This is a genomic window from Microbacterium sp. P26, from assembly GCF_023712585.1.
GTDB classification, from domain to species: Bacteria; Actinomycetota; Actinomycetes; order Actinomycetales; family Microbacteriaceae; genus Microbacterium; species Microbacterium algihabitans_A.
This window is the reverse complement of record NZ_JAMAXZ010000001.1, coordinates 276,436-288,218: the sequence shown is the minus strand read 5'-3', so window position 1 is coordinate 288,218 and position 11,783 is coordinate 276,436. Positions and strand designations below refer to the sequence as shown.

The window sequence follows — 11,783 nt, the reverse complement described above, 5'->3', positions numbered from 1 at the left end:
GACCCGGTTCCGGACGAACGCTCAGGAGGAGCATGCCGACCACGGCAACCGCCGCCCGTAGCTCGAGCCAGCGGCGCAGGAAGACCACGTCATCCCGACGCGACGACGAAGCCCCCGTCATCCCGATCCTCGCCCGCAAGGTGCGCGAGGTCGAGGCGAAGGCTCAGCGCGGCAAGCTCGGGCCCACCAACCGCGTCAAGTTCCAGGTGATCGCCTTCCTCGTGCGCGAAGAGCGCGCACGCGTCAAGGCCGACACCGAGATCACCGACGCCGCCCGCGCCGAGCTGCTGAAGCGCCTCGACGGGGTCGCGACGATCCTCGCCAAGACCGCCGCGCGCGACACCTCGCTGATCCAGCTGCTCGAAGTCGACGCGGCCACCTCGCCGGTCGCTCGTCGCATGCGCCGCGACTGGCTTCTGGAATCCGGCGCCGAACTGCCGCCGGACGAGCTGATCATCACCGACAACGCGCCCAAGATCACCCCCGTGGTGCCGGCGGCGCTGGCCGAGAAGCAGGTCGTCCCCGCCTCGATCGAGGCGCGGCAGATGGCCAACCCCTTCCTCGCCCCCGACCTCACCCCGCGCACGAGCGGTGACGCCCCGCGCCGCCGCCTCGACGGCTGGGAGCTCATGGGCCCGCTGTACAAGGCGTTCGAGACCGGCGCCGGCGGGTCGGCCGCGAGCATGGAGCTGCCTCCCGTCCCCGAGTTCGATCGGCTCTCGCCGCGCGGGCTCGAGGTCATGCCGCACCAGTCGCGCTTCCTCGAGGCCGTGCGCCTCGGGCACCGCTCGTTCCTGCTCGCCGACGAGCCGGGCCTGGGCAAGACCGCGGAGTCGGTGCTCGCGGCATCCGTCGCCGATGCCTACCCGCTGCTGGTCGTCGTCCCCAACGTGGTCAAGATGAACTGGGCCCGCGAGGTGCAGCGGTGGACGCCGCAGCGCCGGGCGACCGTCATCTCGGGCGGCGGCGCCGACATCGACGCCTTCGCCGACATCTTCATCGTCAACTACGAGATCCTCGACCGGCACCTGTCGTGGTTGTCGTCGATCGGCCTCAAGGGCGTCGTGGTCGACGAGGCGCACTTCATCAAGAACCTCACCTCGCAGCGCTCGCAGAACGTGCTGGCTCTGGCATCCCGCGTCCGTCAGCAGACCCGCGACCCGCTCATGCTGGCGCTCACGGGCACCCCGCTGATCAACGACGTCGAGGACTTCGACGCGATCTGGCGCTTCCTCGGCTGGACCAACGGCGAGAAGCCCGGTCCCGAGCTCATGGAGAAGCTGGATGCCACGGGCCTGACCCCCGCCGACAAGTCGTTCTATCCCGAGGCCCGCGAAGCCGTCATCTCGATGGGCATCGTGCGGCGCAAGAAGAAAGACGTCGCCGCCGACCTGCCCGACAAGCTGGTCGCCGACCTGCCTGTCGAGCTCGACGACGAATACGGCCGCTCGATCCGCCAGGCGGAGCGCGAACTCGGTGCCCGCCTCGCAGCGAAGTACCGCCGCATCATCGAGGCGCGCGGAGACCGCGGTCTCGCCCGCGGCGAGATCGACGACGACATCGTGCGTCTCGTCGCCCACGGCGAGCTCGAGGAGTCCAAGGCCGCCGGCTCGGGCAGCGAGAACGTGTTCACGATGGTCCGCCGCATCGGCCAGGCCAAGGCGCACCTCGCGGCCGACTACGCCGTGCAGCTGCAGCGCTCGGTGGGCAAGGTCGTGTTCTTCGCCAAGCACATCGACGTCATGGACGCCGCCGAGGCGCACTTCAAGGCCTCGGGCCTGAAGGCCGTCTCGGTGCGCGGAGAGCAGACCTCGACCGCGCGCCAGGCCGCGATCGACGCGTTCAACAGCGACCCCGACGTGGGCATCGCCGTGTGTTCGCTCACCGCCGCCGGCGTCGGCCTCAACATGCAGGCCGCGTCGAACGTCGTGCTCGCCGAGCTCTCGTGGACGGCCGCCGAGCAGACGCAGGCGATCGACCGCGTGCACCGCATCGGCCAGGACGAGCCCGTGACCGCGTGGCGCATCATCGCCGCGCACACGATCGACACCAAGATCGCCGAGCTCATCGACTCCAAGGAGGGCCTCGCTCAGCGTGCCCTCGATGGGCTGGCGGTCGAGCCCGGATCCAGCGACTCGGTGCAGCTGTCGGCGCTCATGCACCTGCTGCGTCAGGCGCTCGGCAAGGCCTGATTCCGTTCGTCACGAACGCCCCGGTCGCTTCGGCACCGGGGCGTTCGTGCGTTTCGTCCGGGGTTCGGCGGGCGGCGGAGTCGGATGGACGCTCCGAGCGGTGGGGGCGCGGCCGTCGAGCGGATGCCGAAGGCGACACGCAGGTCCGGACGTGCAGTGGACGTTGTGTCACGGGTGGCGTCCGCGTGACGGCGGCGGCGCGGGACGCGCGGGACGCCGAGTTCCCGGCATCCGGCCGCCCCTTCGTCGATGCCGCGATGGATCGGCGAGCGGGCTGAGCACCGGATGCCCGGCATCCGGCCCCTCTCTCTGCTGCCGCGGCGGTGTTGCGCGTGCGGGACGCCGTGTCGTCGGCATCCGCCCGCGCTTGCCGACGTGTGGCAGCCGTCCCGCCCGCGGCGATAAGGTCGAAGACGGCAACGGCGCCGACCTCCACCCGAACCACAGCACTTGAGGACTCTGCCCATGAAGATCGGCATCCTGACCAGCGGCGGCGACTGCCCCGGGCTCAACGCGGTCATCCGTGGCGTCGTGCTCAAGGGCACGACCAACTACGACATCGAGTTCGTCGGCATCCGCGACGGCTGGCGCGGCGTGGTCGACGGCGACTTCTTCCCCCTGACCCGCCACGAGGTGAAGGGTCTGTCCAAGGTCGGCGGCACCATCCTCGGCACGAGCCGCACCAACCCCTACGAGGGAGCGCGCGGCGGGGCCGAGAACATCTCGAAGACCCTGTACGGCCACCGGATCGACGGCATCCTCGCCATCGGTGGCGAAGGCACCCTGGCTGCGGCCGATCGCCTGTCGAAGGACGGCATCAACGTGCTCGGCGTGCCGAAGACGATCGACAACGACCTGCGGGCCACCGACTACTCGTTCGGGTTCGACACCGCCGTGAACATCGCGACGGATGCCATGGACCGCCTGCGCACCACCGGTGACTCCCACCAGCGCTGCATGGTGGCCGAGGTCATGGGTCGCCACGTCGGCTGGATCGCCCTGCACGCCGGCATCGCCGCCGGTGCACACGTGATCTGCATCCCCGAGGTGCCGATGTCGATCGAGGAGATCACCGAGCAGGTCACGCGCGCGCACGACCGCGGGCGCGCGCCCCTGGTCGTGGTGTCGGAGGGCTTCAAGCTCAAGGGCATGGACGAGGCCTTCAGCGACAAGGGCCTCGACGCCTTCAACCGCCCGCGCCTCGGCGGCATCGGCGAGCAGCTCGCCCCCGAGATCGAGCGTCTCACCGGCATCGAGACCCGATCGACCGTGCTCGGTCACATCCAGCGCGGCGGCTCGCCGTCGGGCTTCGACCGCGTGCTCGCGACGCGCCTGGGCCTGCACGCCGCCGACGCGCTGCACGAGGGCGCGTGGGGCCAGATGGTCGCCATGCGCGGCACCGACATCGTGCGCGTGCCCTTCGCCGACGCCCTCGGCGAGCTCAACAGCGTGCCCCTGTACCGCTACGAAGAGGCCGCCGCGCTGTTCGGCTGAGCCTGCTTCGTCGACGCCCCGTTCCGCCGTGTGCGGGCGGGGCGTCGCGCTGTGCGGTGGGGCGGGTCTGCGTGGCGGAGCCCGCCGTTGCGCGGGGCGGAGGGTCGCGCTGTGCGGTGGGGCGGGTCTGCGTGGCGGAGCGTCGGCGTTACTCGGGCCGGCTCTCGCGCTGTGGGGGTAGGGGCGTTCGGTGGGGCGGGGCAGGTACCTTGTCCCACTTTGTGTCGGCCCATGTCCCACCTTTGGCTGCTCAGGCGCCTTCCAGGCAGCCGAAATCGGGACATGGTCGCGACCTCGGCCCGACTTATCGTGCGGGCCTCTGTGGATAACTGAGGAAGGGGTCGCCAGAGGCGAGAAGCTGAGGGATGCCGCGTCCTCGACCTCTTCCCGTGCAGCTTCCCGAGCACTTCTCCGTCGGCGCCGCCGCTGAGCTGGGAGTGACGCGTGCTCGGCTGCGCGCCGCAGACTTGCGTTCACCATTCCATGGCATCCGATCGGCGACGACCGCTCCGCCTTTGTCATTGATTCAGCAGTGCCTCGCGTACGCGCCGCGCCTGATGCCCTGGCAATTCTTCAGCCATGAGACGGCGCTTGCCCTGCGGGGAGTATGCACTCCGGAGTGGCCCTATGTGCCGCAGATCCATGTTTCCGCACACAGGCCGGCGAGGGAGCCGCGGACGCAAGGAGTCGTCGGCCACCGTCTGCAAGCGCGCGCGCCAGCGTTCTCCGCCGGCCCGCTCGACCTGCCGGTTGAGCACCCCGTGCGGGCGTGGAGACAATGCGGGCGGCTCTGGCCTCTTGATGACCTGGTCGCAGCGGCCGACGCGCTCCTGAGCGGGCGGTCGCCGATGGCCGACGCACAGCAGCTGCGGTCTGAGGTCATCGAGATGGGCGACGTTCGAGGCGGTGTTCTGCGTGCGGCGGTCGACCTCGCCCGGCCCGGCGTCCGGTCGCCGAGAGAGACACGTCTGCGCCTTCTGTTGGCTCGGAACGGGCTCCCGGCACCCGAGGTCAATGCCGACATCTTCGACTCGCGTGGCGTGTTCGTCGCCGAGATCGACCTCGCCTTCCCCCGATGGATGGTCGCCGTCGAATACGACGGACGCGTCCACGCGGAGGACGAGCGGCAGTTCGCGCGGGATGCCGATCGGTGGGCCGCCATCCGGGCGGCGGGATGGGATCACGTGCGCGTGCTGAACCATCACCTTCGAGATGGAGGAGCTCCGGCCGTCGATCTCGCCCGCGATGCGCTCGTCAGAGCCGGTTGGAGACCGGGGCTCGCAGCGCATGTGGGCTGACCCATGTCCCGAAAATGGTCGCTTGAGCCGTGCGCAGACAGCCAAAAGTGGGACACGGTCTGCACAGATCGGGACATGGGTTGTCAACGCGAGGCTGATGGGGGCTCTCAGCGCATGTGGGCTGACCCATGTCCCGAAAATGGTCGCTCGAGCTGTGCGCAGACAGCCAAAAGTGGGACACGGTCTGCACAGATCGGGACATGGGTGGTCAGAGGCGCGGAGGGGCGGGGGCGACAGCGAACGCGCCGCACACGCCGAACGCCCCACCGCGCGAGGCGTTCGGGGCGTTCGGGGCGCGGCGCGCGCGTCAGTCGGTGAGGCCCAGCACGTCGAGCAGCCACGCCAGCTCGAAGGCGCGCTCGCGCCAGGCGTTGTAGCGACCGCTCACGCCGCCGTGGCCGGCGACCATCTCGCACTTGAGCATCGCGTCGGCACCGACCTCGCGCAGTCGCGCGACCCACTTCGCGGGCTCGACGTACAGCACGCGGGTGTCATTGAGCGAGGTGACCGCGAGGATGCGGGGATAAGCGACGCCCTCGCGCACGTTCTCGTAGGGCGAGTACGACTTCATGTAGGCGTAGACGTCGGCGTCGTGCAGGGGGTCGCCCCACTCGTCCCACTCGATCACCGTGAGCGGGAGCGAGGGGTCGAGGATGGTCGTGAGGGCGTCGACGAACGGCACGTCGGCCAGGATGCCGGCGAACAGCTCGGGCGCGAGGTTGGCCACGGCACCCATGAGCAGGCCACCCGCGCTGCCGCCCTCGGCGACGATGCGGTCGGGCGTCGTGTATCCGGCGTCGACCAGGTGACGCCCCGCGGCGACGAAATCGGTGAAGGTGTTGCGCTTCGCGCGCAGCTTGCCGTCTTCGTACCACTGCCGACCCATCTCGCCGCCACCGCGCACGTGCGCGACGGCGAAGACGACACCGCGGTCGAGCAACGACAGGCGGGGGACCGAGAACCCGGGCTCGATCGAGTGCTCGTACGAGCCGTAGCCGTACAGGTGCACGGGCCGAGGAGAGTCGCCCGGCTCGCCGAACGAGCGCTTCCACACCAGCGACACCGGAACCTGCGTGCCGTCGTCGGCGGGCGCCCACACGCGCGCCTGTCCGTAGTCTGCGGGGTCGAAGCCCCCGAGCACGGGCTGGCGCTTGCGCAGCAGCAGCTCGCCGGTCTCGATGACGTAGTCGTACACGGTGCCCGGGGTGACGAATGAGCCGTAGCCCAGGCGCAGCACCGGGGGAGCGTATTCGGGGTTGCCGCCCGTGCCCACGCTGTACAGCGGCTCGTCGAACGCGATCTCGGTCACGGCGCCGTCGGCGTACGACAGCATGCCCAGGCGGGCGAGACCGTCGCGGCGGTAGCCGACCACGCCCCAGTCGCGGAACGTGTCGACGCCCAGCAGCCGGTGGCCGGGGTGGTGCGCGATCACGGTCTCGCGGGCCCCCTGGGGGTCGGATGCCGAGACCTTGACGAGCTCGAAGTCGAGCGCCCCGTCGTTGTGCAGGACGTAGAGCACGTCTTCGCCGTCGACCACGGCGTGCGAGGAGGAGTACTCGACGCCCTCGCGCCGCGGCCACACCACGCGGGGCTCGCCGCGAAGGTCGTCGGCGTCGAGGATCCACTCCTCGCTCGTGATCGACGAGCCCATCTCGATCATCAGGTAGCGGTCGCTGCGCGTGAAGTCGGCGCCGACCCAGTACCGGTCGTCGGGCTCGTGGAAGAGCTTCACGTCGGCATCCGTCGCCGTGCCGATCTCGTGCAGCCACACGGTGTCGGGGCGCCAGGCGTCGTCGACGGTGGTGTAGACGATGAAGCGGCCGTCGGGCGAGAAGGTCGCGCCCGAGAACGTACCGGGGATCTCGTCGGGCAGGGTCTCGCCCGTCACCAGGTCGCGCACCCGCACGGTGTAGCGCTCGTCGCCGGCGACGTCGATGCCGTACAGCATGCGCGTGCCGTCGTTCGAGATCTCGAAGCTGCCGAGCGAGAAGAACTCGGTGCCCTCGGCCTCGACGTTGCCGTCGAACAGCACCTGCTCGCCCGGGACGGGCCGATCGGGCGACAGGGTCGGCGGCGTCCAGTCGTCGGGGGAGTCGAGCGGAGCGCGGCACTGGATGCCGTACTGCGCGCCCGCGACGGTGCGGCCGTAGTACCACCAGTCGCCGCGTCGGGCCGGCACCGAGAGGTCGGTCTCGAGCGTGCGGCCCTTGATCTCGCCGAAGATCGCGTCGCGCAGCGGGCCCAGGTGCGCGGTGCGCGCGGAGGTGTAGGCGTTCTCGGCCTCAAGGTGCGAGATGACCTCAGCGTCGTCTTTGGCGCGCAACCACTCGTAGGGGTCGTCGAACGTGTCGCCGTGGTGCGTGCGCGGCGCGGGGCGGCGGGCGGCGACGGGAGGCGTGGGCTGCGAGGCGTGATCGGTCACCGTTCCACGGTAGTGCGCCCCTCCGACGTCGGTCTCCGACGGCACCGGATGCCGCAGTGTCGGGCGTTTCCGCAGGGGCCTCCCTGTTCGACGCGGGGGCCGGCACCTCGGGCGGTCGCCCGCCCGCGCCCGTGCGCGTTTGACCGCCGCCGCCGCCGGTGAAAGGATGTCCAGGCGACACCGATGAACAGGTGTCGAACTCCAGGTGAACTCTTCGTTCGTCGCGCCGATCCCGTCGGCATCCCTTCTTCCTTCTCACGGAAAGCGAACGGTGGAGAGCGCAGCCCTCATCATCGTGCTGGTCATCGCGCTGGCACTGTTCTTCGATTTCACCAACGGATTCCACGACACCGCGAACGCGATGGCCACGCCCATCGCGACGGGTGCGCTGAAGCCGAAGGTCGCGGTCCTGTTGGCGGCCAGCCTCAACCTCGTGGGGGCGTTCCTGTCGACCGAGGTGGCGAAGACCATCTCGGGCGGCATGATCCGCGAAGATCAGCTGAGTCCCGACATCTTCCCTCCGATCATCTTCGCGGGCCTCATCGGCGCGATCACGTGGAACATGCTCACGTGGCTGCTCGGTCTGCCGTCGAGCTCGTCGCACGCCCTCTTCGGCGGTCTGATCGGGGCGACCCTCGTGGGCGTCGGCGCCTCGGCGATCGACACCGGTGTGGTGCTGAGCAAGGTCATCCTCCCGGCGCTCATCGCGCCGCTCACGGCCGGGATCATCGCGTTCGTCGTCACCAAGATCGCCTACGGCATCACCAGGCGCTACGACATGAAGGCCGACGGCCGCGACGGCTTCCGCTGGGGCCAGATCTTCACCTCGTCGCTGGTCGCCCTCGCGCACGGCACGAACGACGCGCAGAAGACGATGGGCGTCATCACCCTCGCCCTCATCACGGTCGGCTGGCAGTCGTCGGCGAACCCCGACCCGCAGATCTGGGTCGTCTTCGCGTGCGCGATCACCATCGCGCTCGGCACCTACATGGGCGGCTGGCGCATCATCCGCACGCTCGGCAAGGGCCTGACCGACGTCAAGCCGGCGCAGGGCTTCTCGGCCGAGACCTCGACCGCCGCGACGATCCTCGCCTCCAGCGCCCTCGGCTTCGCGCTGTCGACCACGCAGGTGGCATCCGGATCCGTCATCGGATCGGGCCTGGGCCGCCGCGGATCGACCGTGCGGTGGAACACCGTCGGCCGCATCATGATCGGCTGGGTGCTCACGCTCCCCGCCGCCGGTGCCGTCGGTGCCGCCGCCGCGCTCATCGTGGTCTGGTTGGGCGGCTGGGGTGTCGCGGTCGACGCCGTGATCGCCGTCGCGATCGTGCTCGGTCTGTTCCTGCGTTCGCGTCGCGACTCGGTCACCTCGGCCAACGCGATGAGCGAGGTCGCCGACTCCGGCGCCGCCGTCAAGGTGCCCCGTAAGCCCGGCCCGACGCGCCGCCAGCGTCGTCTCGAGCGCGACAAGGCCGGAAAGGACGCCTGATGCTGATCAACTGGGAAGCCTTCCTGCAGGTCTTCGTCGCGGCCATCGTGGGCGCCTCGATCGTCGTGACCTTCTACGCGCTGGGTCTGCGTCTGCTCGTGACCGGCGGGCGCCCGCCCCTGGTCTCTCCGGCGGAGTTCACGGATGCCATCACCGTCATCTCCGACAAGCAGAAGCGCCGCGCCGAGAAGGCGGTGGCCAAGGCCGCCAAGAAGAACCCGCTCAGCGACGGCCAGAAGCGGCTGGCGCTCGTAGCCGCCTACGCGTGCTTCGCGGTGTGCGCCGCGGCGGTGCTGGGCGCGCTGCTGCTCATCCTCTTCAACCACTGAGCCGTCGACGCCGCTGCGTCGGATGTCGGAGCCCCCTCCTAGGCTGAGCACATGGCATCCGTGCAGTTCGGTCAGCACGCGCCCGCGGCGCGCGTGATCCTCCACCTCAGCGACACGCATCTGCTCGCCGGCGACCGGCTGCTCGGCGATCGCTACGACACCGCGCGGCATCTGCGGCGCACGCTCGAGGCCGCCGAGGCGACGGGGGCGAGACCGGATGCCGTGGTGTTCACCGGCGACCTGACCGACCTGGGCGAGCCCGAGGCCTACCGGGCGCTGCGCGCGGAGGTCGAGCCGTGGGCGGAACGCCTCGGGGCTCCCGTGGTGTGGGTCGCGGGCAACCACGACGAGCGTCCGGCGCTGCGCGAGGGACTCCTCGACGGTGAGCCGACGCAGGAGCCGGTGACCGGCGTCTGGGACCTCGGGGGGCTCCGCCTCGTCGCGCTCGACTCCACGGTGCCCGGGTGGCACCACGGCGACCTCGACGCCGACCAGCTGGAGTGGCTGCGCGCCGAGCTGTCGACCCCGGCACCGCTCGGCACGATCCTGGCGCTGCACCATCCGCCGCTGCCGACGCACATCCCGTTCTTCGACATCCTCGAGCTGCGCGACCAGCCGGGTCTCGCAGCGGCCATCGCTGGCAGCGACGTGCGCGCGATCCTCGCCGGTCACCTGCACTATTCGACATCGGGCACCTTCGCCGGCGTCCCCGTGAGCGTGGCGGCGGCCTCCTGCTACACGATGAACCTGGCCCGACCGGGCGACGCAGTGAACGGCATGGACGGCGGCAGGTCATTCCACCTGGTGCACGTGTGGGACGACACCGTCACCCACGCCGTCGTGCCCGTGGTCGACGACGAGGCCTCCGGTTTCTTCACCCCGGAATGGACGCAACGCATGGCCGCCCTGAGCCCGGAGGAGCGGCTCGAGGCGTTCTCGCGAAAGAGGTGAGTGTGCAATAGACGCAACGGACGGTGACGAGATCGTCACATGCCGCCGTGTCCAGCGAGCCCATCGCACGGGGTCGTTAGGCTCGGACCATCCCTGCTCGCCGTGACACCCACGAGGATTCCCACATGGCTTTGGACGCAATGACGCGCACCCGCACCGAGACCGATTCGCTCGGCTCGCTCGACATCCCCTCCGAGGCGTACTGGGGCATCCACACCGCCCGCGCGCAGGAGAACTTCCCGATCGCGAAGCGACCGATCTCGGTCTACCCCGACCTCGTGCGGGCCCTCGCGATGGTGAAGCAGGCGTCGGCCCGCGCCAACCGCGAGATCGGCGTGCTCGACGAGGCCAAGGCCGACCTCATCGATAGGGCCGCGCAGCGCGTGATCGACGGGGAGTTCCACGACGAGTTCACGGTGGGCGTCATGCAGGGTGGCGCCGGCACATCGACGAACATGAACGCCAACGAGGTCATCACCAACATCGCCCTCGAGATGGCGGGGCGCGAGAAGGGCGACTACGCCTTCCTCTCGCCCATCGATGACACGAACCGCAGCCAGTCGACCAACGACGTGTACCCGACGGCCATCAAGATCGGCCTCGCGCTGACGCTGCGCAGCCTTCTCGAGGAGCTCGCGCTGCTGCGGCAGTCGTTCCTGAGCAAGTCGGAGGAGTTCCACGACGTGCTCAAGGTCGGGCGCACGCAGTTGCAGGATGCCGTGCCCATGACCCTCGGCCAGGAGTTCCACGGCTTCGCGACCACCCTCGGCGAGGACTACAACCGCCTCACCGAGAACGCCTACCTGCTCTACGAGATCAACATGGGCGCGACCGCCATCGGCACCGGCATCACCGCGCACGCCGGCTACGCGAGCGCCGTGCTGCGTCACCTGCGCGCGATCACCGGCCTCGACCTCGAGACGGCCACCGACCTCGTCGAGTCCACGAGCGACACCGGCGCCTTCATGTCGTTCTCGGCCTCGCTCAAGCGCAACGCCATCAAGCTGTCGAAGATCTGCAACGACCTGCGACTGCTGTCGTCCGGCCCCCAGGCCGGTCTCGGCGAGATCAACCTGCCCCCGCGTCAGGCCGGGTCGAGCATCATGCCCGGCAAGGTCAACCCGGTGATCCCCGAGGTCGTCAACCAGGTCGCGTTCTCGGTCGTCGGCGCCGACATGACCGTCACCATGGCGGTCGAGGGCGGCCAGCTCCAGCTCAACGCGTTCGAGCCGGTCATCGCGCACTCGATCTTCCAGTCGATCACCTGGATGCGCCAGGCCATGTGGACGCTGCGCGTCAACTGCGTCGACGGCATCACCGCCAACCGCGAGCGCCTGGGCGCGATGGTCGGCTCGTCGGTCGGCGTCGTGACGGCACTGACGCCGTTCATCGGCTACGCGGCCGCGGCGGCCCTCGCCAAGACCGCGCTGCTCACGCACCGCAACGTCGCCGACCTGGTCGTCGAGGCCGGGCTGATGACCCGCGACGAGGTCATGAAGCAGATCTCGCCCGCGCGCCTGTCGGGCCTGCAGGCCGTGACGGCGGCGATCCCGATCGTCCGTGCGGCCGACAGCGTCGTCGAAGAGGACTGAGCCCGCTCACCGCGAA

At 70.0% G+C, this 11,783-nt stretch carries 8 protein-coding genes; 7 read left to right on the top strand and 1 reads right to left on the bottom strand.

Annotation, left to right across the window (positions count from 1 at the left end):
* Positions 1-32: 32 nt before the first annotated feature.
* The 3 genes from M3667_RS01430 (at position 33) to M3667_RS01420 (ending at position 4,984) form a co-directional block, all read left to right on the top strand.
* On the top strand, positions 33-2,192 hold the full coding sequence (locus tag M3667_RS01430; protein WP_251504057.1) for a DEAD/DEAH box helicase: 2,160 nt from the start codon (positions 33-35) through the stop codon (positions 2,190-2,192).
* 465 nt (positions 2,193-2,657) lie between these two features.
* Complete coding sequence (locus M3667_RS01425; RefSeq protein WP_144828417.1) at positions 2,658-3,686, top strand: 6-phosphofructokinase; 1,029 nt, start codon at positions 2,658-2,660, stop codon at positions 3,684-3,686.
* Positions 3,687-4,075: 389 nt separating this feature from the next.
* Positions 4,076-4,984: a hypothetical protein gene (locus tag M3667_RS01420; RefSeq protein WP_251504056.1), complete on the top strand. Its 909-nt coding sequence runs from the start codon at positions 4,076-4,078 to the stop codon at positions 4,982-4,984.
* 307 nt (positions 4,985-5,291) lie between these two features.
* Here M3667_RS01420 and M3667_RS01415 read toward each other — a convergent pair whose 3' ends face one another.
* The gene (locus M3667_RS01415) at positions 5,292-7,406 is read right to left on the bottom strand and encodes a S9 family peptidase (RefSeq protein WP_251504054.1); all 2,115 of its coding nucleotides are present in this window, start codon (positions 7,404-7,406) and stop codon (positions 5,292-5,294) included.
* A 271-nt stretch (positions 7,407-7,677) separates the two neighbouring features.
* Here M3667_RS01415 and M3667_RS01410 point away from each other — a divergent pair, with 271 nt between their 5' ends.
* The 4 genes from M3667_RS01410 to M3667_RS01395 all read left to right on the top strand — a co-directional run bounded on the left by M3667_RS01410 (position 7,678) and on the right by M3667_RS01395 (position 11,767).
* Positions 7,678-8,895 carry an inorganic phosphate transporter gene (locus M3667_RS01410; RefSeq protein WP_251504052.1) on the top strand — a complete coding sequence of 406 codons (1,218 nt, stop codon included), beginning with the start codon at positions 7,678-7,680 and terminating at the stop codon, positions 8,893-8,895.
* On the top strand, positions 8,895-9,224 hold the full coding sequence (locus tag M3667_RS01405) for a peptidase (protein WP_144828406.1): 330 nt from the start codon (positions 8,895-8,897) through the stop codon (positions 9,222-9,224). The genes M3667_RS01410 and M3667_RS01405 overlap by 1 nt, the downstream gene beginning before the upstream one ends.
* Positions 9,225-9,275: 51 nt before the next feature.
* Positions 9,276-10,175: a phosphodiesterase gene (locus M3667_RS01400; RefSeq protein ID WP_251504051.1), complete on the top strand. Its 900-nt coding sequence runs from the start codon at positions 9,276-9,278 to the stop codon at positions 10,173-10,175.
* 125 nt (positions 10,176-10,300) lie between these two features.
* Positions 10,301-11,767 carry an aspartate ammonia-lyase gene (locus tag M3667_RS01395; protein ID WP_251504050.1) on the top strand — a complete coding sequence of 489 codons (1,467 nt, stop codon included), beginning with the start codon at positions 10,301-10,303 and terminating at the stop codon, positions 11,765-11,767.
* Positions 11,768-11,783: the final 16 nt, after the last annotated feature.

Bases quoted from the DNA above. Each gene is read 5' to 3' on its own strand.
- M3667_RS01395 (WP_251504050.1), top strand. From the start codon at position 10,301: ATGGCTTTGGACGCAATGACGCGCACCCGCACCGAGACCGATTCGCTC.
- M3667_RS01405 (WP_144828406.1), top strand. From the start codon at position 8,895: ATGCTGATCAACTGGGAAGCCTTCCTGCAGGTCTTCGTCGCGGCCATC.
- M3667_RS01400 (WP_251504051.1), top strand. From the start codon at position 9,276: ATGGCATCCGTGCAGTTCGGTCAGCACGCGCCCGCGGCGCGCGTGATC.
- M3667_RS01430 (WP_251504057.1), top strand. From the start codon at position 33: ATGCCGACCACGGCAACCGCCGCCCGTAGCTCGAGCCAGCGGCGCAGG.
- M3667_RS01425 (WP_144828417.1), top strand. From the start codon at position 2,658: ATGAAGATCGGCATCCTGACCAGCGGCGGCGACTGCCCCGGGCTCAAC.